Genomic DNA, 21,143 nt, shown 5'->3' with positions numbered 1-21,143 from the left:
CCAGGTCAGTGCGCGAGTGAGAAGCCGTCCCAGGCCATCCGGCGGTGCGGGTGTGGATCGAACTCGACCCGCGATTTGCGGTCGAAGACCATCACGGCGCGGTCGGTGGCGTTGTAGCGGGGCCAATCCTCGCCCGGGACGCCGGTGCGGCTGAAGGCGCGCCACCGCCGTTGCACCTGGTTGCTGACCCGCAACGCGGCGCGCCGGTCGGCCGCCGCGGTCAGCAGGGCGCCGAATCTGGTGCGGTAGACGTCGAAGACGGCCAACAACTCGGTGGCATGGGTGGCGCCGAAACCCGACCAGCGCAACGTGCGCGGGGCGTAGTCATACCGGTAGAGGTAGGTCGGCGCGTGCGCGCTGTGGGCCTCGGCGATCTGCCAGGCCGCCGATCCGAACGCGAAGTCGCCGCCGAGCTGGATGCACGCCGCCCGCTCGGGGTAGTCCGGGTACGCGGCGGTAATGCGTTCGCGGATAGCGGGGTCCGCCTCGGCCAGCAGCTCTTCGACCATCGATTCGTTGGTCGGCAACATCGCCAGGAACCGGGTGAACAGCCGGCCCTCTTCGGCGTTGGTGCCGACGATCAGCGGTACCGGGTGCGCGTCACCGCGCCGCATCGCCTCAACGGGATCCATCGGCAGCACGTCGTCCCCGACGACCGGGCCAATCGGGAAGGCGCCCAGCCTGTTCTGCATGCCCTCGTCGATCAATGCGTGCTGGGTTTTCACCAGTTGGGCGGCCGACGCCCGCATCAGAGCGTCGGCGGCGTCCTGCTTGCGCACGCCCAGCAGGCCGGCGAAGCGGTTCGCGAACTCGGCGGCAACCTCTTTGGATCGCGTCAGGCCCGATGCGGGACTCTCCGAAATGGCCCGGGCGAACAGGCCTTTGGCGGACGGCACGGCCAGCAGGGAGGCGGTGATGCACGCGCCGGCGCTCTCGCCGAAGATCGTCACATTGTCCGGGTCACCGCCGAATCCGGCGATGTTGTCGCGCACCCACTGCAACGCCAGCACCAGATCGCGCAGATACAGGTTGCTGTCAATGGTGATGTCGGGCGTCGACAGCGACGAGAAGTCCACACATCCCAGCGCGCCCAGCCGGTAGTTCACCGACACGTACACGCATCCCCGGCGTGCCAGGGCCGCGCCGTCGTAGAGCGGTGTCGCCGAGCTGCCCAGGAAGTACCCGCCGCCGTGGATGAAGACCATCACCGGCAGCGGCCCCTCCATGGCACCCTCGGGCGCTACGACGTTGAGGGTGAGGCAGTCCTCGCTCATCGGCTGATAGCGGCCGCCCAGCCCGGACAGGCCGAGCAGGGTGTAACGGCGCTGCTGGGGTGCGCAATTGGCGAAGCCGTGGCAGTGCCGCACTCCCGACCACGGTGCCGCCGGCTGCGGCGCCCGGAAGCGCAGGTTTCCCACCGGTGGACGGGCATACGGGATCGACCGCCACCGATTGACCCCGTCCCGGGTGAAGCCCTCGACGGTGCCGGTGGCCGTGTGTGCGCGGACAGTCCGGTGATGCATAAACCCGACGGTAACCGACATGACGGCGTTAACGCGCGCGCAGCGCCTTACTGCCCGGCGCGGCGGTTAGCCTGACTGGATGCGGATAGCTGCGATGATCGCCGCGTCGGTACTGGTCGCCGGCTGCTCACACACCACGGGCAACCATTCCGAGCCGACGCCGAGTTCCACCCAGACCTCCGTTGGGCCGTCCGGAAGCAAGACGCCAGGAGCATCCGCCGCGCCGGCCGCCGGCGCCGCGGTCTCCGACGTCATCGCGTGGATAGAGGCGGCCCACCCCGCCGATCCTGGCCGCTACCACACGGCGGCCCGCGACGGTGTGGCCACACCCCTGGGCAGCGACATCGCCCTGGCGGCGGTGGGCGGCAAAGTCTCCTGCATGACGGATGCCGCGCACACCGACGGCGCGCTGAATTGCCTGGTGAACCTGGCCACTCCGGCGCCGGCTCCCGCGACCGCCTATGGCGAATGGCAGGGAGGTTGGGTCACCTTCGACGGGGTGCACCTGCAGGTGGGAGCCGCGCGGGCCGACCCCGGCCCCTTCGTCAACGGCAACGGACCGGAGCTGGCGAATGGGGACTCGGTGTCGTTCGGCGACTATCGGTGCCGCGCCGACCAGGCCGGCCTGTATTGCGTGAACTACGCGCATCAGTCGGCGGCGCGTTTTGCGCCCGCCGGCATTCAGCCCTTCGGCTGCCTGAAGTCGGTGCCGCCGCCCGACGGGGTCGGCGCGGTGTTCAGCTGCTGAGGATTTCGCTGCCCAACGTCGAGTTGTTGCGTGAAATCGCGGCATTCGACACCAACACTCCACGTTCGGCGGTTCACCAGGTGACCGGAAGCTCTTTCATGCCGTAGATGTCGGCCTCTTTGAACCGCAACTCCTCCGGCGGAACGGCCAGCTTCAGCCCGGGCAGCCGTCGCGCGAGGGTGGCGAACGCGACCTGCATTTCCACGCGGGCCAGGTTGGCCCCGATGCACTGGTGCACGCCGTACCCGAAACCCAAGTGTCCGCGCGTGTTTCGATGGATGTCGAAACTCTCTGGGTCGTCGACGAATTCGGTGTCCCAGTTTCCGGCGGGCAGGTTCATCATCACGAACTCCCCCGCCCGGATCAACTGGCCACCGATCACCAGATCTTCGGTCGCCACGCGGTCGACCTGGCTGTGCACGATGCTCAGATAGCGCATCAGCTCTTCGACGACGTTCGCGATGAGGGCGGGATCGTCGGTCTGGCCGAGCCGCTCGAAGGCGCTCGGATGTTGCAGCAGCGCAACCGTTCCCAGTGAGATCATATTGGCGGTGGTCTCGTGACCCGCCTGCATCATGATCACACTGTTCATCGCCGCGGTCGCGTGGTCGAGTTGACCCGTCGCGACGTACTCGGTGATCATGCGGCTGATCAGATCGTCACCGGGCTCGCGCTCCTTGCGTTGCACCAACTCCTGGATGTAGGCGTACATCGCCCCGAAGGCCTGTCCCTTTTCCGCCTCGGACGTCTTCTGGTCGAGCCCGGCAGTGGTGTTGCGCTGAAAAAGCTCGAGATCTTCGGGCGGCACGCCCAGCAGCAGCGCAATCACCAATGATGGCACCGGCAAGGCGAATTCACGCACCAGATCGGCAGGCGGCCCCACCGCGATCATCTCGTCAAGAAAATGGTCGACCATCTCCTGGATCTGCGGCCGCATCGATTCGCAACGCCTGAAGGTGAAGTTGCCGGTCATCATCCGCCGGATCCGGTGATGCTCGGGATCGTCGGTGCGCGCAAACATCACCGGGACCTCGTTGTCGGCGTTGGTGGGCATGATGGAGTCCGGAATGGTCTTCGCGGACAGCCGCGGATCGACCAGCGCTGCCCTGATGTCGGAGTAGCGGCTCACCACCCAGACCGGATTGCCGTGGAACATCGCCTGTCGTAGCCCGGGCTCTTCCCGCCAGCTCGCGAACTCTACCGGCGTTGCGAGCGGACAGTGGGCGGGACGCGGCACGGGCAGTGCCGGAAGCTCCGCGTCCGAGCAGGAGTCGGACGCCTCGAAAGATATTGACATAAGCCGCGTTTCCCATTAACTGTCAGTTATCTGCCAGTTGTAGAGCGTAAAGGGACCGTTGTCGGTAGTCAACTGTCGGTTACGCTGTCACGATGACCGCGGTGGAGGACCGGCCGTTGCGGGCGGACGCGGCGCGCAACGTCGAGCGCATACTGCGCGCGGCGCGCGAGGTCTACGGCGAGTTGGGCCCGGACGCCCCGGTGGAGGCGGTCGCTCGCCGGGCCGGCGTCGGCGAACGAACCCTCTACCGCAGGTTTCCCACCAAGGCGGATCTCGTCCTGGCGGCGCTGGAACAGAGCATCGCCGAGGATCTCACGCCGGTGATCGACGCCGCCCGCCGCGCGAAGGATCCTCTGCGCGGTCTGACCCAATTGATCGAAGCGGCGATCTCGCTCGGCGCGCGCGAACACAGCCTGCTGGCCGCCGCCCGCCGGGCCGGGTCCCTCACGTCCGACATCTCCATGTCGCTCAATGCCGCGCTCGCCGAGCTTGCCCGCGAGGGCCAGCGTCTCGGCAGGATTCGCGCCGACCTGGTCAGCGACGACCTGCCTCGGCTGATCGCCATGCTCTTCAGCGTGCTCTCGACGATGGATTCCGACAGCGACGGCTGGCGACGCTACGTCGCCCTGGTCGTCGATGCCATATCGGTCGATGAGCGGCGGCCATTGCCCCCGGCGGCCGAACTGCGCTACACACTGCAGCCGGACGGCTGGCCGCTGTGAAGGAACGGCCGCTCAGCTAGCCGGCAGACCCGCCTTGACCGCGGCGTCCTGTTTGCCCGCGAGATCGAGCAGGATGTCGGCTGGCGTGGGATTGCCTATGACACAGTCGAATTCCATATCGACCATGGCCCTGCCCTCGACGAATACCGCCTCAGAGATCTCCATCGGATTGGCCGGGTCGGTGCTCTGCCCGATCACCATGAATCCGTTGGTGCCGACGTCGATGGGCTGCTGCTCGCCGCTGACCTTCTTGCCGACGACGTCGCGCATGTTCGCGGCCGTCTTGTCGGCCGTCGCCGCGTCGGGAAAGACCGCGATCGTGTCGATGATGGTGCGCTTGCCGTCGGGGTTCTTGAAGACCTGCCCCACGCCGACGATGCCGCCCGGATTCTGGCTGGGCGGCCCGTCAGCGGTGGCGTGCGGGCCGACGTCGGCGGCCTGGATGAGCAAGGAGCTGTAGTTCGCCGGCGCCCCGGGTGAAGACGGGGCGCTCGACGAGACGGCCGCGCTCGACGACGCGGCCGGACCCGATGGCGCAGTCGAGTTCTTGTCCTCGCCGCAGCCGGCGATCGCGGCGCTGAGCAGCATCGCGGCGGCAGCCAGGCCGACCGCGGACGTCCGGACCTTTGTCATGAGCCCTCCTTTGTGAGGTCAGCTATTTGTAACCCGTACCCGGGCCACCCGCAGTGTGAACACGCAAACTATGTGGGCCGGCGGGCAAATCGCCATCGGACGAGTTTCGCTTCAGTTGATGGTGACGCCCGCGTCGACCTTGAACTCCAGCCCGGTCACGTATCTGGACTCGTCGGAAAGCAGGAACAGCACTGCGCTGCTGACGTCGGCGGGCTCGACAGCCGGCGCGGGCATCGCATTGACGAAGATGGGAATGAGATCGGAACGCTGCTCTCCCAGGAGAGGCCCGAACGACGGCGGAACCATCCCGGTGGGCACGCCCGTGGGAAGCACGGCGTTGACACGCACGTTCTGCGCCGCCAGCTCGTTGGCCAAGGCCAGCGTCAAGCCGACGACGCCGTGCTTGGCCGCCGTGTAGGGCGTCTGCAGCGGGAATCCCTTGATGGCGCCGGCGGAGCTGATGTTGACCAGGCTGCCTCCACCTTGCTCGAGCAGGTGCGGTATCGCGGCCGCACAGGTGTTCCAGACGCCGATCAGGTTCACGTCGACCACCGTGCGCCACTGTTCGGCAGTGGTCTTGTCCCACGGCGCCACCGTGAGCACGCCGGCGTTGGCGACCGCGCCGTCCAGGCCGCCCAGCTCGCCGACTCCCTCGTCGACCGCGGAACACAGTTGCGCCTCGTCGCGGACATCGACAACGCGACTCACGCATCGGCGACCGAAATCCCGTACCAGCCTTACTGTTTCGGTGAGGTCATCCTCGGTGGCCAACGGATATTCAATCTGCGGCATGGATTGGCAGATGTCGACGAGGATGAGGTCCGCGCCCTCCTGCGCAAGCCGCAGCGCATGGCCGCGCCCCATGCCGCGGGCGGCGCCGGTGATCAGAATGCGTTTACCGGCAACGCGTCCTGGAGCCGGGGTGGTCAGTTCAGTGCTCGTTCCACATCAATCCGCGCATCGTCGCTGACAATGGGATGTCCTCGACCCCGATCAGCCCTTGGGGCGCGCGGCACACCCAGTCGATCGCGTTGACCGCCCGGCCGGCGGTGGAGATGCAGCCGGCATCGGTGGAATCGTAAAGGGGGTGGGATACATGGGTGTTGATCTCCACCCGCGGCTCGCCCTCCACGACGACGCGGTGCACACCGGTGTGGCCATCGGGCGGGAATTCCCAGTCGGGCGCGGCGGCCGGGGTGAGCCTGGTGACGTGCTCGAGGGTGATGACCGGCTTGCCGTCGCGCACGCCCTCGGTGGCGAATCGGACCGCGGCCATCTGCCCCGGCTGGACGGTCATCATCGTGCATTCGATGCGTTCGGGCGTGTACCACGGCTCGCAGCGCTGGCGCACGTCGTCGAGCGTGATCCCGAGATGGTCGGCCAGACTGCGGACCTGACCGCCCCACATCGCCACGATCACCCCGGGCAAGAACATCATCGGCGAGTCGTCGTCGGGCGTGGTTCCGAACCCCATTGCCGCACCGGTGAACTCGGCATCGTCGTAGTTTCCGTAGTCGAAGATCTCCTGCACGGTGATCGACGAGATCCGCGTGGTCAGGCTGGCCGCCGAATGCACCAGCGTATCGCCGGAGAAGCCGGGGTCGATGCCGTTGACGTAGAGCGAGGCGTTGCCTGCCGCGCACGCGCGCTCCAACGGCTCGCGCAACCAATCGTCGGCATGGCGGGGTGTCACCAGCCAGACCATCGATGTGCCAACGACGTTGATGCCCGCCGCGAGGAACTTGGCCATCTGTTCGATGGCTTCCATGGGTCGCGTCTCACCCTGAGACGTGTAGACGACGCAATCGGCGCCAAGATTGAGCAGTGCGTCGATATCGTCGGTGGCGATGATGCCGGTCGGCTCGTCCAGCCCGCAGAGCTGCGCCGCGTCCTTGCCGATCTTGTCGGCGCTGGCGGCGTGCACGCCGACCAGTTCCAGATCCGGTCGGCCGATGATGGCCCGCAACGAGTGCCGGCCCACATTCCCGGTGGAAAACTGTATGACTCTACGCACTTACCCTCATCCTTCCGACCGTGGGCGATGACCCATCATGGCGCGTTGCGTCGCGGCCCAGGTCAGTAATCGGGGATTGGAAGCGGCGAGTTGTTCGAGTCGATGCCGCCGTCGACGTGGAAGATCGCGTTCGTCGCGTAGCAGTCGCGCGTGCACAGGTACACCGTCAGCCGCCCGAGATCCTCGACGTCACCGAGCCGATGTAGCGGGGTGGCCTCCTGCATTTTCTCCAGCGATCCGGGCATCAAGTCCAGGCTGCCCCGCAGGCCGTCGGTGGCGAACGATCCCAACGCAATGGCGTTGACGCGGATCTTCGGCGCGAGTTCCTGTGCCATCGCGCGGGTGAGCGCCTCGAGGCCGCCCTTCGCGACGCAGTAGGCCGTCAACGCGCGGATGCCGAACCGGGCGGAACCGGACGAGATGTTGACGATGGATCCGCGTCCCGCGCTGATCATGTGCGGGGCGACGAGCTGGCTCATGATGAACGCTGATGTCACGCACCAGTCGAAGGTGTGCCGGAAGTCTTCGTCGGTGATGTCCAGAAAGCGCGCATAGGTGGAGCCGCCGACGTTGTTGACGAGAATGTCGATGCGCCCGAAGCGTTCCATGGCCGTGTTCACGACGCGCTCGCCGTCCGGGCGGCTCATCGCGTCCGCGACGAGCGCCAGCCCTTTGCCGCCCGAGGCCTCGATGCCCTCAATCGTGCCAACGATATCCGCCTCGGTACGCGCGGTCCCCACAACCGTGGCCCCGGCCTCCCCCAACACCCGGGCAATGCCCGCCCCGACGCCTTTCCCGGCGCCCGTCACGATCGCGACCTGCCCATCAAGCTGGAACTGTTCCAACGCCATGCCGAGCTCCTTCGATCGCGCGTGGGGTGCGCCGTTCAATCTATGAACTGGGCTGACTAAAGTCAACGAATTCGCGTGATCGGCGTCCGCGGTACCGTTGAGTGTCTGAGAATGATCAAGTTATGCAAGCGTTTTTGGCGCGGACACGGCATAATGAGCCGTTGAGCCCCGCAACTCTCGCATGAGTCGGGTCAACTGTGAGGAAACACATGGCTGTGACGGATCGGCTGTCGACCCGAGAAGCAAAGCGTCTGCAGACGAGGGAGCGTTTGATGGGGGCCGCGATCGCGGAGTTCGCCCGGGCCGGCATGGCCGAGGCGGACGTCAGTGCCATCGTGGCCGCCGCGGGCGTGGCGCACGGGACGTTCTTCTTCCATTTCCCCACCAAGGAGCATGTGCTGCTGGAGCTCGAGCGCCGCGAAGAGGACCGCATAGCCAAGCAGTTCGCCCAATTCCTGAAGTCCAAGCACGATCTCGCTTCCGCGTTGGGCGAGGCGGTCCGCCTCGTGGCCGGGTTGGAACGCCGGCTGGGCGATCGGCTCTTCAATGACTTTCTCGCGCTGCATTTCTCGCAGACCCGTCCGCAGACCGAGGACGGCCGCGATCACCCGTTGATCGTCTTGGTCGCCCAGGAAATCGCGCTTGCGCAGGAACGCGGTGAGACGGATCCGCACGTCAATCCCATGAACAGTGCGGTGTTCTTCTTGCTGGGTCTCTACGCCCTGTTGATCACCACCAACCACTGGCCGACCGGCCATGCGCTGCTGGAAGACTACGTCGCGAGGACGTTGCGAAGTTTGAAGCCCTGACCCGCCGCTAGGGGCGTATGACGCCGCGCAGCGGCATCAGGCCGAGTTCCTTGTGGGACATGAACCCCGGCGGAGCGTCGCAGACCGCGGGAATGGCGTTCGCGGGGCCCATCGCGGTCCAGGTGTATCCGGGCAGCGCGTATCCGCCGTTGGGGTCCTGCGCGCCCTGCAGGATCAGCTCGGTGGAGGAATCGCCCTCGATCACAATGCGGTAGTGGTAGTGCTGGGGCCAATCCTCCTGCGGTTCAATGGCGTCGAAGGTGTCCATCGTGTAGATCTCGTGAAAGACGATGAGGGGTCTGCCGTCCACCCACGCCGTCCACTTGTGGTGCTGGCGGGCGACAGTCCCCTTTTTGATCACGCCCTTGAAGCCCGGCATGTCGCTGGTCTCCCCTCCCTCGAAGGGGATGTCGCGGGTGGCGGTCCCGAGCTCCACCTCGGTCGTGTATCGCTCGACTGTTTTGCCCAGTCCCTCGACGACCATCGCCATCGACTGGGCGAACAACGGCCATGCCTGTCCCAGCAGATTCGGGCCATCTTCGAACCCGGCCGGGTCGCTGCCCATCCCCATCTCGAACAGGTACTTCAGGGTGTCGCGCCCGAAATTCACCACCTCGTAGATGTGAATTGTGTCGATCTGACTGATGATTCGGGCCAGCGTCAGGACGAGCAGGTCTCCGGCGAACCCAGGGTTGACACCACCCGCATGAAACGACGTGCCGCCCTCGTGGCACGCGGCATCGATCTTGTCGATGTCCGCCTGACTGTGCTCGGTCCGATACCACCACGCCCCACCCGATGCGACGACATTCTTGCCGCCGCGCAGCAGGCGGCACACCTCGTCGGGGTCGGACCATAGCGGCGCATAGAACACGCAATCGGCGTCGAGTGCCTCGATGGCATCCTTGTCGGTGGTCGCCCGCACGCCGGTCGGCGGTTTGCCGCAGAGCTCACCGGCGTCCTTGCCGACTTTCTCCGGTCGATTGCACAGGACGCCGACCAGTTCGTAGGCAGGGTTGTGCACAAAATGACGCAGCGCGATCGTTCCGACATTGCCGACGCCCCATTGGATTACACGATATTTCTTCTCGGCCGGCGACTTGAGCGTCATCGCTACTCCTTTGCATGGCCAGAATGCCTGAGCGCTCGCTGAGCGTAGGCGTCTGGCAACGGGCGTGTCAACGAATACCAGCTGACTTTCGTCAGTACTGTCGCTCCGCTGGTGGGGCGTGGACAGGCGGCGTGAACTCCGCATTAGCCCTGTGGCACGCACGAACTGCGGGAATTGGGGCGAATCTCGCTGCCGGTTCGTCGCCGACCCCGTGGGCGTCTTCTGCTGACTGTAGTCAGCCTGTTATAGTGCACTCGCCGGTCCAATCAGTGTCGATGGCGGGGAGGGTTCGTGAATTTGCCGAAGCTGCATCAGCGCGACGCCGGGATAGGTGCAGCCACGCGCTCGCCCGGCTCTGCCCCATCGCCGGGTCTGGCCATCGACGAGCACATGGAACGCTCACGGCTCGCGCAGCAGCGGGCGGACAAATGGCTTATCTCCGGCAGCCTCCTGATCGGCACGGCAGCCCTGGGTGTTTTCGGGCTGCCGCTGTTCCTCTGGGGGGTGCGGCTGCTGCGCCGGGCGCAACGCGACGGCCTCGCGGTCCGGCCGATGCTGGTCACCCTGCTCGGCTATCTCGTCATCATCGACGCCGCCATCAACACCGTAGGGTGGGCGCTTGATCTGGTGGCGAACCACACCATCCTCGCGCGCGTGCTGCTCAACGGGTGGGGCAACATGTTCGACGCCGGCTACTTCTGGCACTACAACGAGCTGTGGGTCGGCGGCGCGGCGGGGCCCGGCGAGAAGGCCCTGGAGGTCGGGCTGATCCTGACCGTCTTCACCATGCGGATCGCCGCCGCCATCGGGTTTCTGCAGATGAAGCGGTGGGGCCACCAGTGGATGGTCATCACCTGCTGGATGGGCGTGGTCATTTGGATCACCTACGTGTTCAACATGACGATGTTCGCCGACGTGCGCTTCGCCGGCGTCGTGCTCCCGGTCGTCGGCTGGTGGCTCTACGACATCTTCTACATCACCCCGTTTTTGGCCATCCCCTATCTGCACACCGTCAACCGCGAACTCTTCTCCGACTGAAATGCCCGACGCGCCTTCGGTTCACGAGAGTTCTCGACATCTCAGCACGCATCAACTGACCACGGCACCGAGGAGGTCACATCGTGGGCTATCTGTGGGAGATCCTTCGCTATGTCGCCGCGTGGGGCGGCACCGGACTGATCATCTGGTTCTGGTACTGGCTGTTCTCCAACATCGGCACGTTCTGAGCCGGGGTTCGCGGAGCGCGGGATTGGGCCGATGACTGAGCATTCCGACGGCCATGCGATGGCGCTGGAACGCAGTTGCGCGGTGACGGCGGTCGCGCTGAGCGAGCAACGCCGAGAAGGCGTGCGGCTCGTCACCGGCGAGCGGCGGGGCTTCGGGTTGAACGCGGGGCTCACGTTCGTCCACGTCCCCTACCCCGCCCCCTCCGACTGGACACGCAGAACCCTGACCTGCGGGGTGGCCCTGCAATGCTCGCCATCGAAGGAACGCGTCACCGAATTTCGGCTGAACGAGCTGTCCGCGCGCGAACTGCGCGCGCTCACGCTCGTCGAAGGCGGCGTCGCGCTCGGCTGGATCGCGTCGCGCTGGCCCGGCCTGCTTCCCGAGGTCCAACGGCTGCTCCCCGACGTCCACCCCGAGGCCGCGGACATGGACGGCACCCAGATGCTCGACAGGGCAATCGGATTGGCGGCCACCGGCCGGGAGTTGGCGGTCCCGCCGCTGCTGGGCGCTTTGCCGCTGGCCTACACGGCGCCGCAGGGATTGACCGATAGGTTGCGACGCAGCTTCGGGAGGATGCCGTGGACCACGACGCAGAAGCGTCTTCCGCGGCCATACTCAGTTCCGGTCGGTGGTGACGGGGGCGTCCGCAACCCGAACCTGCCGCCGCCGAGCCGGCCGCAGGACAACGATCTCGACGTCACACCCCAACACCGGCCCGGGATTCCCTATCCCGAGTGGAACATGTGGACACAGCGATTCATGCACGACCACGTCGCTGTCGTCGAGCACGCCGACGGCCGGCGCCTGCGCCGTCCGGTGCCGGTGGCCGTCGACGTCCGCAAGTGGTTCGAAGAACACACCCACCGTGCAATGACCAGCCGACTCGAAGACGGCTCGGACCTCGACGTCGACCAATACGTCAGCCACTACATCGACCTGACGACGGGCGAGGCCAAGGAGCCGAGGGTGTTTCGCGACCTGCTGCCCAGCAGTCGCGACGTCACCACCGCATTGCTGCTCGACGGCAGCTCGTCGCTGGGGGTGCACGGGGGCCGGGTGTTCCAGCTCGAATTGGCCTGTGCCGACGCGCTTTCGCGTGCCATGACGCTGGCGCGCGAACGCCATGGCGTTTTCGTGTTCACCGGCAACACCCGGCACCGGGTCGAGGTGCGGTGCCTGAAGGACTTCGAAGACCGCCGGTTCGTGCCGCCGAGCGGGCTGGGCCTGTCCACCCGCGGCTACACCAGACTCGGTGCGCCGCTGCGCCATTTGACCAGCCGCCTGCTGGCCCAGGCCTCCGAGCGGCGCCTGCTGATCATCATCGGGGACGGGCTGATCTCCGATGAAGGCTACGAGGGCCGTTACGCCTGGGCCGATGCCGCGCACGCCGTCGAGGAGGCCAACGAGGCCGGGGTGTCGATGTATTACGTGGGCGTCGGGCCGACCCGGGTCGACCCCCTCCCGGAGGTGTTCGGGCCGCGCCGGTCGCAACGGATCCGGCGCATCGAGGAATTACCCCGGGTATTGGCCCATGTCCATCGCGAACTGGTCGCAGCGTGAATGCCGACCGATTGAGGAAGAGATGACCACCGACACATATTTCGCCAACGGCAACGAAGTTCAGCTGTTCGAACAGGCCTTTCAACGGCGCCTGCCGGTGATGCTGACCGGCCCGACCGGGTGCGGCAAAACCCGGTTCGTCGAACACATGGGCTCGCTGCTGCAGCGACCGGTAGTCACGATCAGTTGCCACGACGACCTCACCAGCTCCGACCTCGTCGGCCGCTTCATGGTGACCGGCGGCGACGTCGTCTGGACCGACGGCCCGCTCACTCGGGCCGTCAAAGCCGGCGCGATCTGCTACCTCGACGAAGTCGTCGAGGCCCGCCACGACTCCTTGGCGATCCTGCACTCGCTCACCGATCACCGACGATCGTTGTACCTGGACCGCGCCGGCGAGGTGGTGAAAGCCCCCGAAGAGTTCATGCTGGTGTGTTCGTACAACCCGGCCTATCGCAGCTCACTCAAGGAGCTCAAACCCTCGTTCCGCCAACGGTTCGTCACGCTGGCGATGCACTATCTGCCGCCCGACCGCGAGGCCGACGTGATCGTCGCCGAATCCGGAATCCCGTTGGCCACCGCCCAGCGGCTGGTCGGGTGCGCGGTCGCGATCCGCACGGCCGACGAAGCCTTCCACTTCGAGCCGCCGTCGACCAGGGTGCTGGTCACCGCCGCCCAGCTGATCGCAGCCGGCGCAACCGAATTGGACGCCGCCGACGCGTGCATACTCGCGCCGCTGAGCACCGATGGCGCGGTCACCGACGGTCTGCGTGAAGTCGCGGCAGCCAGCCTGGCCACCTCGAACAGTTCGCCCTAGGGAAAGGAGCAACCGGCATGGACCGACAGGAGGCGAAGCGCAAAAGGGCGCTCATCATCTTCCAGATCTTCATCTACGGCTATCTGCTCGCGATGTTCGGAGTCCAGCTTTACATGTCGTTCGCGCGGGGCTGGTGGGATCTGTGAATGTGCCGCTGCTGAAACGGAATTCGGGAGACGCGCCGGAACGTGCCGACGGGTCGCGCAGCCTTGAGGATCACCACGACGAATCACGCCAGGCCCAGCGCCACGCCGACAAGTGGATGATCGTCGGCGCCGCCCTGATGGGCATGTGGGCACCGGGCCTGATCGGATTTCCCATCTTCATGCGCGGGGTATGGCTGCAGCGCCAGGCCCTGCGCGCCGGGCTGTCGGTGCGGCCCATGATCGTGACCCTCATCGGCTATCTCGTCCTGATCGACGGGATGCTCAACAGTCTGGGCTGGGCACTTGACCTGGTCGCCAACCACACATTGATCAACAGGGTGCTGATGGTCGGGTGGGGCAACATGTTCGACGCCGGCTACTTCTGGCATTACAACGAGTTGTGGATCGGCGGCGCGGCGGGCCCGGGCGAAAAGGCCTATGTGGCAGGCCTGATCCTCACCGTATTCTCGATGCGGGTCGCGGCGGCCATCGGGTTTTTACAGATGAAGCGTTGGGGCCATCAGTGGATGGTCGTCACCTGCTGGATGGGCGTGGTGATCTGGTCGGCCTACGTCTTCAACATGACCATGTTCGCCGACGTGCGCTACGCCGGTGTCGTGTTCCCGGTCATCGGCTGGTGGCTCTACGACATCTTCTACATCACCCCGTTCCTCGCGATCCCGTACCTGCACACCGTCAATCGCGAAATCTTCTCCGACTAAAAGGAGCAGTGCCATGACTAGTCCGTCCGTACCGTCCCCCACCGAAGACAAGGACCCGGCAGCCGATCTCGAGCCCGGGACGACGCCGTACTACGCGCGCATGCACACCTGGATCAAGCGCGCCGTGTTGGTGTGCCTGGTAGCGCTCGTGATCGAGGGCGCCTTCACGCTGCCGTTCATGGCGGTCTACTACGGGTACCCGACGCTGAGCCTCACCCAAATCTGCAGTGAGCTGCTTAAGATCCGGTACTCCAACGACACCTTGGAGTGTAAGTACCCCTACCCGCCGTTCGGGCCCCCGGAGGGCGCCGAGGGCAAAGCCACCGCGCAGGACGTCTGGGGCATCCAACCGATACCGAAGTACCACCGGCTGGGGTTCCGCGAACTCGTCAAGATCCACGACGAACGACTCGCCCGCCAAGCGCAGGCGGCGACGCACCCATGACGGGGCCGGCACGGTGACCTATCGGGTCGTCCAATGGACGACCGGTAACGTCGGCAAGAGCTCGGTCCGGGCGATCGCCGCGAACGCGACGCTGGAGCTGGTCGGATGCTATGCCTTCTCGCCGGAGAAGGCAGGGCGCGACGTCGGCGAGCTGTGCGGGATCGAGCCACTGAATATCAAGGCCACCAACGACATCGAGGCGCTGCTCGCGCTCAAGCCGGACTGCGTGGTCTACAACCCGATGTTCGCCGACGTCGACGAGCTGGTCCGCATCCTCAAGGCCGGCATCAATGTGGTGGGCACCGCCGAGTTCATCACCGGCCACTTTCTCGGCGCGGGACGCGAGCGCATCGCCCAGGCCTGCGAGGCGGGCGGATCGAGCATCTTCGGCACCGGCATCAACCCAGGCTTCGTCCAACTGTTCACCATCGTGTCGGCGGGACTCTCGGAGCGGGTGGACAAGGTGTCGGTGCTGGAGTCCTTTGATACCACGATCTACAACTCGCCGGCGACCGAAATCCCTATGGGCTTCGGCTATCCCATCGACCGTCCGGACCTGCCGGCTGTCACCGAGAAAGGATCCGGCATCTTCCGCGACGGCGTGTTGCTGCTCGCCGACGCCCTCGGCGTCGAGCTCGACGAGGTCCGTTGTGAAGCCGAGTACGCCCAGACCACAGAGGATCTGCACCTGCCCGGGGACTGGACCATCGCGACGGGCTGCGTGGCGGGCATCCACGTTCGCTGGAAAGGGATTGTTGCCGGCCGAGAGGTCATCGAAATCGGCGGGCAATGGCGGAAGGGGCAAGCGCTGGAACCGGATTGGCCGCTGGACATGGGCTACACCGTCGAGGTGCAGGGCCGACCGACGATCAAGACCACGCTGAGCTTCCTGCCACCGCCGGACTTCGAGGGCACCACCTTGGACGACTACATCATGTTGGGCCTCACTATCACCGCCGTGCCGGCGATCACCGCGATACCCGCCGTCGTCGCCGCACCTCCCGGCATCGTCACCTACAACGACCTGCCCCTGCTACTTCCCCGTGGAGTCCTGACGACATGACGACAACACAAGAACCCTCCCTCCATCACGTCGTGTTCGCCGTGGCACCGGAACGACATGCGGCCGTGACCCAGATGTTCAGCGATCTGGGGTTCGTCTTCGAGCCGCTGCAGCTGGCCGAGCTCGGTCTGGACATTCACCTCGACTGGAATCGGGGCATCGAGCTGATCAGCCCGATCCCGGGATCGACCGGGGAGGTCGCCGTTTCGGTGACCGAGTTCCTCGAGCGCCACGGCGACGGCGTGTTCACCGTGGTCATCGGGGTCCCGGAAGCTTCCAGGGCCGACGCCGTCGCCGAGCGCTACGGTGCGACAACGCGTTTCCGGCAACGCATGGAGGGCGAGGGCACCTTTCTCGACGAAAACGACGTGTCGATCCTGGGACTGCCACTGACATTCCTGGCGACCAACATTCCGTGATTGGAGACGGCATGGCCCAACATCGTGAGCCGAACGGAGTTTGCGAGCTCGCCTCGGACGAGCTGCCCATGGCTCTGGGCCGCGGCGTCGTGACCGAGTGGTCAAGGCGGATACCCCATTCCAAGCTGCCACTGGGACCCGGGAACACGTGGCCGTCCCCGACGTGCACCCTGCCGCTATTGCCGCTGCGGATACTCGCCACGGAGAGGTCATGACCGAGCTCCGGTTCGACGGGCGGGTCGCGATCGTCACCGGGGCCGGCGGCCAGGAGCCGAGCCTGGGGCGCTCGCACGCCAAGCTGCTCGCTCAGCGAGGGGCCAAGGTCGTGGTCAACGACCTCGGCGTCGGGCCCGACGGCCGAAACATCCTGCGGGCCAATGCGGAACAGGTGGCCGACGAGATCTGCGCGGCCGGTGGTGAGGCGGTTGCCGACCTGCACAGCGTCGCCGACGAGGACGGCGCGCGCCGGGTCGTCCAGACCGCGATGGACGTGTGGGGCCGCGTTGACATCCTGGTGAACAATGCCGGTGTCTGCTTCATGGCGCACTTCGACGAGATCTCCGACGCCGACATTCGCAATGTCATCGACGTGCACCTGATGGGGACCGTGTGGATGTGCCGGGCGGCGTGGCCCCACATGCGCGATGCGGGTTACGGCCGCATTGTGAACACCACCTCCGGGGCGATGTTCGGACTGGAAAATCTTTCCATCTACGGTGCGGCAAAGGGCGGAATCTTCGGGCTGACACGCGGTCTCGCCGTCGAAGGGGCACCGCTGGGCATCAAGGTCAATGCGTTGGGGCCTGCCGCCGACACGACCGCCGTGCGCCATTTCAACAACCCGTCCGCGTTCACCAGGCTGATGGAGGATCACTTTCCGACCGGCCTGGTGTCACCCGCGGTGGCGTTCCTGGTTCACGAGAGTTGCCCGGTATCCGGAGCCAACCTCGAGGCGGGTGGGGGAAACGTGGGCATCCGGGTGTTCGGTCAGACGACGGGTATATACGACGCCGATCTCACCATCGAGAAGGTGCGGGACACCTTCGCGGCGATCACCGACACGTCGACGGCCAGGTTGATACCGGATTTGCCCGACTCCGGTGAGTTAGCCCCGGGCGAGGCCATTTCGGCGCCTATCGAGGTACTACCGAAGCGCTACCAACCGAGTTGATTTCGGCCAAGGAGACATCATGACCGTCGACACCGCAGCACCCAGCGTCTTCGACGCAGGCCTGCCCACACTGCACTACGACATCGCCGACACCGTGCACCAGGTCGCCCCGCGGATCCACGAGGCGCGCAAGCGATCTCCGATCGCCCTCGGGCCGTTGGGACCCGAGGTGCTCGGCTACGAACTCGCCCGAGGGATACTTCGCGATCCCCGGTTCGTCTTCCCGCCCGGCATGCACATGACGGCTCGCGGGATAACCTCCGGCCCGCTTTATGACCGGGTGCTGGGCACCATCCTCGGCATGGAAGGCGAGGAACATCGGCGCCTGCGCGGTCTGGTGTCCAGGGCCTTCACGCCGCGGGCGTCCGCGCGCATGGAAGACACCATCGACAGGGTGATCAACGATTTGATCGATCAGGTCGCCGGGGCCGGCCGCTGCGACTTCGTCGCCGACATCGCCCGGCCCTACCCGATCCCGATCATCTGCGCGTTGTTGGGCGCACCACCTGAGGACTGGGAGCAGTTTTCCCTATGGGCGGAGGACATTTTCAAGATCGTGCGGTTCGACTCCGACCTGGCGAACGAGCAGCACATCGTGATGCGGGCGTGGGACGAGTTCGACGCCTACATCGACGACATGATCGCCGAACGGCGGAGCCGGTTGACCGACGACTTGATCTCCGAACTGATCCGCGCGCAGGACGACGGCGACCGGCTGAGCAACGCGGAGATGCGCATGCTGGCGTTCAGCATCCTGTCCGCCGGCACCGACACCACCCGCAATCAGCTGGCCGCGTGCATGCACGCGCTGTGCGATCACCCCGAGCAACTGGCGATGCTCCGCAAAAACCCCAACCTCGCGATGCCGGCCGTCGAGGAATGCATGCGCCATTCGCCCGCGGTCTGTACCACCCTGCGCACCGTCCTCGACGATGTCACATTCGCCGATTACACCTTTCCGGCCGGCACCTTCATTTCAGTGAATACCTTTGCCGCCAACTGCGATCCGGAGGTCTATGCGCACCCGGGCAGGTTCGACATCACCCGCGAGGACCCGCCGCCCATTCTGACGTTCGGCGGCGGTGCCCACTATTGCCTGGGCGCGAACCTCGCCCGAACGGAACTCGCCGGAGCGCTCAAAGTCCTCGCCCGGCGCATGACCAACCCGCGGCGCGTGGCGACGGCGCAGTGGAAACCGATGCTGGGACTGAGCGGGCCGGTCGGTCTGGAGATGGAATTCGACTAGCTCAGCGCGTCGTCCGCGGCCAGCTCCAGGACGTGGATTTCGCCCGTCGCGCCGTCGACCTCGACCAGGGCGCCCGGTGGCAACGACTTGGTCGCCCCCTGAACGTCGACGACACAGGGGAAGCCGAATTCGCGGGCCACCACCGCGGCGTGGGACATCGGGCCGCCCAGTTCGGTCACGACGGCGGCGGCGTAACAGAACGCCGCCGTGTATCCGACGTCGGTGACCTCGGCGACGAGGATCTCGCCGGGCTGCAGGTCGTCGATGGTGTCGGGGCGCACGATGCGTACCCGGCCGCGCACCCGCCCGCCGCACACCCCGACCCCGCGCAGGGTGTCCCCGCCGGCCAGGGCGGGCGACGAGGGCGCGGTTGGCTGCCAGCTTCCGCTGAACACCGTCGGCGGCGCCACCGCGACCAGCCGGCGTTGCTCGGCCCGGCGCCGGGCCACTAGCGCGCCCACATCCGCCGGCAGGGCATCCAGTTCGTCGACGAGCAGATAGAAGACATCATCGGCGGCTTCGAAGACGCCCGACTCGACCGCCCTGCGCCCGTACTCGCGCAGCAGCGTGCGCAGAACCCAGTTGGCCCGCACCACCTTGTCGCGGCGGACCTCACGGTCGCGCAGTTGCTGGGTGGCCAGCACCGCAATTGGCTTGGCGTGCAACGGAATCTGGGGGCGCTGGGGTTGCTGCGCCGACGGCGCGCTCATCGCCCTGGTCACCATCCGGACCAGCAGCTCGGGGTCGTCGGCGTAGCTGGTTGACAGCATCTCGAGCTCGGCGGGCCCACGGTGGCCGATGAGCGCCAGCTCGGCCAGCAGCGCGGCATGGAATTCCGGTGCCTCGACGGCCAGCTTGTCCAGCCGGTCCCCCGGTTCTGCCAGTAGCGCCGTCACTTTCGGATCGCGCTGCGCGGCAACCACCAACCGCTGCATCGCCTCGACCGAACGCGCGCTGACCAATTCGGGCCCACCGGGGGCGGCGACGTCCCGCCCGCACAGACCACGCAGCAGCACGTTGAACGCCGCGCACAGCAGGAATGAGCCGGCGGCCAGCACCCAGCCGTGCACCACCTGGTCCCGCGCCAGAAAGATCAGGCTCAGCAGGCGGCGATCGTCGATTCCGGCGAGGTCGCCTTCGGTCAGGCGTTCCAGGCGATCGACGTCGGCAACGAATTCGCGGGTGTCCAGGGGCGCGCCGGCCGACAGGCCGATCAGGTTGACGCCGAATACCCCGATGTTGCGGACGGTGCGCAGTCGCTTGCGGATTCGATCGGTGTCGGAGTGCGGATGTTCCTCACCGAAGATCGGCAGGGCGGCCATGCTGGGGCCGAAAAATCCGCTGTTGCTCACCACCGTCGTGGGCTTCACGAAAGGCACCGTCTCGGCCATGAAGTGCGCGGTCGTGATCGCGCCGTACAGGCGGTGGGCGAACACCGCGACCATGCGCATCGCGATTTCGCGCTGGATCGTGCCCCCCGGGCGCAACCGCTCGGCAACGCACACCGCGCTGGCCCGCAGTCCCCGGACCGTCGCCGACGCCGACGCCGGCGAGAACGGGCCGGGTAGTGCCTCCGACAGGTTCGTGGCCAAAAACGTCGGAAAGCGCGGGTCGATCGGTGTGTCGAATTCCCCGTTATCCCCCGCTGCGCCCGCCAAATTCGGCTTGACGCCGTCGTCGCTCGGCGCGTCGACCGAGGGTAGGTCCTGGATGGTGGCCAGGCGCCAGGGCAGCGATATCACCCGCTTGCCCACGGTGACCCGGCCGCGCACGGCCAGCGCGAAATCGTCGATGCATTCGGCGGATTCCCACGCGGGCCGAAATCCCCACTCGTGCTGCAATCGCGAGAGATCCATGAGCGGGGCGCAATGCGCCCGTTGCAGTTCGCCCGGCTCGAAGCCCAGCCTCACGACCGGGCGCCCGAGAGCGGCGGCGATCTGCCGCAAGGTCACCTGTCCGGCAGCGGCGAGATTGACCGGGCCGCTGTCGATTCCACCGTCCACGATCGCCTGGTTGAACAGCCGAAGCGCGTCGTCGAGATGGACGACTTGCATGCGGTGATCGCTGGACCGGGTGGGAAACACCGGTAGCGCCAGCATCCGGCGCACCCAGTTGTCGACGCTTCGGCCGAGGATCAGCGCGGAGCGGATCGCGACCCATTCCGTGCCCGCTTCCGCGACCATGCGTTCGACCTGGGCGTTGAGTTGGCCGTCGACGGTGACCGGGGTCAAGGCATCGTGTTCGGCCTTGGGCGCACCGCGGCCGCCGTAGACGTGCGCCGTCGACGCGAAAACGATTCGCCTGGACCCGGTCTCGACCATCGCGTCGAGCACGTTGCGGGCGCCGTCGATGTTGACCTCGTGACCGATCCGTTCGTCTGGTCCGGGAGTGTTCGCCCACGCGCAGTGCGCAACCACTTCCGCGCCCGCCAGGGCGCGCTTGACCGCGGCGGCATCACGGATGTCGGCGTCGACGAAGTCGGCTGCGCTCGGCCAGCTTTCGGGGCGGTGGCGGGCAAGGCCGACGACATCGTGGCCCTGGGTGAGCAGCCGCATGGCGAGTCCGCGGCCGAGCACTCCGCTGGCCCCGGTGACAGCAATTCTCACTGAATGCCTTTGG

The 21,143-nt window shown here is 66.4% G+C and carries 21 protein-coding genes; 13 read left to right on the top strand and 8 right to left on the bottom strand.

All coding sequences use genetic code 11. From position 1 onward, the window contains the following. Positions 1-5 precede the first annotated feature (5 nt). Positions 6-1,523, bottom strand: coding sequence for a carboxylesterase/lipase family protein (locus P6281_RS11925; RefSeq protein ID WP_041784972.1), 1,518 nt, complete (start codon positions 1,521-1,523; stop codon positions 6-8). A 79-nt stretch (positions 1,524-1,602) separates the two neighbouring features. On the opposite strand from P6281_RS11925, the gene P6281_RS11920 reads away from it, so the two are divergent. After that, on the top strand, positions 1,603-2,271 hold the full coding sequence (locus P6281_RS11920) for a hypothetical protein (protein ID WP_179960073.1): 669 nt from the start codon (positions 1,603-1,605) through the stop codon (positions 2,269-2,271). A gap of 73 nt (positions 2,272-2,344) precedes the next feature. Here P6281_RS11920 and P6281_RS11915 read toward each other — a convergent pair whose 3' ends face one another. Beyond that, positions 2,345-3,568 carry a cytochrome P450 gene (locus P6281_RS11915; RefSeq protein WP_026071599.1) on the bottom strand — a complete coding sequence of 408 codons (1,224 nt, stop codon included), beginning with the start codon at positions 3,566-3,568 and terminating at the stop codon, positions 2,345-2,347. Between the two features lie 92 nt (positions 3,569-3,660). Between P6281_RS11915 and P6281_RS11910 the strand changes: the two genes are divergently transcribed. Continuing rightward, positions 3,661-4,290, top strand: a complete 630-nt coding sequence (locus P6281_RS11910) for a TetR/AcrR family transcriptional regulator (RefSeq protein WP_014384636.1) — start codon at positions 3,661-3,663, stop codon at positions 4,288-4,290. 12 nt (positions 4,291-4,302) lie between these two features. Here P6281_RS11910 and P6281_RS11905 read toward each other — a convergent pair whose 3' ends face one another. From P6281_RS11905 to P6281_RS11890, 4 genes are all read right to left on the bottom strand, one after another. After that, entirely contained in the window at positions 4,303-4,923 is a 621-nt protein-coding gene (locus P6281_RS11905) for a hypothetical protein (protein WP_014384635.1), read from the bottom strand. 111 nt (positions 4,924-5,034) lie between these two features. Then, entirely contained in the window at positions 5,035-5,853 is an 819-nt protein-coding gene (locus P6281_RS11900; protein ID WP_041784971.1) for a mycofactocin-coupled SDR family oxidoreductase, read from the bottom strand. Position 5,854: 1 nt separating this feature from the next. After that, the gene (locus P6281_RS11895) at positions 5,855-6,937 is read right to left on the bottom strand and encodes an NAD(P)H-dependent amine dehydrogenase family protein (protein ID WP_036458891.1); all 1,083 of its coding nucleotides are present in this window, start codon (positions 6,935-6,937) and stop codon (positions 5,855-5,857) included. 62 nt (positions 6,938-6,999) lie between these two features. Continuing rightward, positions 7,000-7,788 (bottom strand): SDR family NAD(P)-dependent oxidoreductase, encoded by a 789-nt coding sequence (locus P6281_RS11890; RefSeq protein ID WP_009956396.1) that lies wholly within the window; start codon positions 7,786-7,788, stop codon positions 7,000-7,002. A gap of 209 nt (positions 7,789-7,997) precedes the next feature. Here P6281_RS11890 and P6281_RS11885 point away from each other — a divergent pair, with 209 nt between their 5' ends. Beyond that, positions 7,998-8,597, top strand: a complete 600-nt coding sequence (locus tag P6281_RS11885) for a TetR/AcrR family transcriptional regulator (RefSeq protein ID WP_026071596.1) — start codon at positions 7,998-8,000, stop codon at positions 8,595-8,597. 7 nt (positions 8,598-8,604) lie between these two features. Here P6281_RS11885 and P6281_RS11880 read toward each other — a convergent pair whose 3' ends face one another. Next, positions 8,605-9,708, bottom strand: a complete 1,104-nt coding sequence (locus tag P6281_RS11880) for an NAD(P)H-dependent amine dehydrogenase family protein (protein ID WP_042911745.1) — start codon at positions 9,706-9,708, stop codon at positions 8,605-8,607. Positions 9,709-10,098: 390 nt separating this feature from the next. On the opposite strand from P6281_RS11880, the gene P6281_RS11875 reads away from it, so the two are divergent. The 10 genes from P6281_RS11875 (at position 10,099) to P6281_RS11830 (ending at position 18,524) form a co-directional block, all read left to right on the top strand. Further along, positions 10,099-10,746 carry a hypothetical protein gene (locus tag P6281_RS11875; protein ID WP_179293451.1) on the top strand — a complete coding sequence of 216 codons (648 nt, stop codon included), beginning with the start codon at positions 10,099-10,101 and terminating at the stop codon, positions 10,744-10,746. 219 nt (positions 10,747-10,965) lie between these two features. Further along, entirely contained in the window at positions 10,966-12,495 is a 1,530-nt protein-coding gene (locus tag P6281_RS11870) for a nitric oxide reductase activation protein NorD (protein WP_014941860.1), read from the top strand. A 22-nt stretch (positions 12,496-12,517) separates the two neighbouring features. Continuing rightward, on the top strand, positions 12,518-13,312 hold the full coding sequence (locus tag P6281_RS11865; protein ID WP_014384630.1) for a CbbQ/NirQ/NorQ/GpvN family protein: 795 nt from the start codon (positions 12,518-12,520) through the stop codon (positions 13,310-13,312). 17 nt (positions 13,313-13,329) lie between these two features. After that, a complete protein-coding gene (locus P6281_RS11860) occupies positions 13,330-13,458 on the top strand; it encodes a hypothetical protein (protein WP_009956405.1) in 129 nt (42 codons plus the stop codon). Beyond that, entirely contained in the window at positions 13,455-14,180 is a 726-nt protein-coding gene (locus P6281_RS11855) for a hypothetical protein (RefSeq protein WP_009956407.1), read from the top strand. Before P6281_RS11860 ends, P6281_RS11855 begins: the two co-directional genes overlap by 4 nt. A 13-nt stretch (positions 14,181-14,193) precedes the next feature. After that, a complete protein-coding gene (locus P6281_RS11850; protein WP_014380057.1) occupies positions 14,194-14,625 on the top strand; it encodes a hypothetical protein in 432 nt (143 codons plus the stop codon). Positions 14,626-14,638: 13 nt separating this feature from the next. Further along, the gene (locus P6281_RS11845; protein WP_014941859.1) at positions 14,639-15,688 is read left to right on the top strand and encodes an NAD(P)H-dependent amine dehydrogenase family protein; all 1,050 of its coding nucleotides are present in this window, start codon (positions 14,639-14,641) and stop codon (positions 15,686-15,688) included. After that, positions 15,685-16,107, top strand: a complete 423-nt coding sequence (locus P6281_RS11840; RefSeq protein ID WP_008256385.1) for a hypothetical protein — start codon at positions 15,685-15,687, stop codon at positions 16,105-16,107. Before P6281_RS11845 ends, P6281_RS11840 begins: the two co-directional genes overlap by 4 nt. Positions 16,108-16,318: 211 nt before the next feature. Then, positions 16,319-17,278 carry an SDR family NAD(P)-dependent oxidoreductase gene (locus P6281_RS11835; RefSeq protein WP_014384628.1) on the top strand — a complete coding sequence of 320 codons (960 nt, stop codon included), beginning with the start codon at positions 16,319-16,321 and terminating at the stop codon, positions 17,276-17,278. Between the two features lie 19 nt (positions 17,279-17,297). Then, complete coding sequence (locus P6281_RS11830) at positions 17,298-18,524, top strand: cytochrome P450 (protein ID WP_014384627.1); 1,227 nt, start codon at positions 17,298-17,300, stop codon at positions 18,522-18,524. On the opposite strand, the gene P6281_RS11825 is transcribed toward P6281_RS11830, so the two are convergent. Next, on the bottom strand, positions 18,521-21,130 hold the full coding sequence (locus P6281_RS11825) for a sugar epimerase family protein (RefSeq protein WP_324738901.1): 2,610 nt from the start codon (positions 21,128-21,130) through the stop codon (positions 18,521-18,523). The genes P6281_RS11830 and P6281_RS11825 overlap by 4 nt on opposite strands. Positions 21,131-21,143: the final 13 nt, after the last annotated feature.

The organism is Mycobacterium sp. 5-140-3-2, assembly GCF_035666375.1.
GTDB classification, from domain to species: Bacteria; Actinomycetota; Actinomycetes; order Mycobacteriales; family Mycobacteriaceae; genus Mycobacterium; species Mycobacterium intracellulare.
The sequence above is the reverse complement of the archived record's forward strand: the minus strand, read 5'-3'. Positions and strand labels throughout refer to the sequence as shown.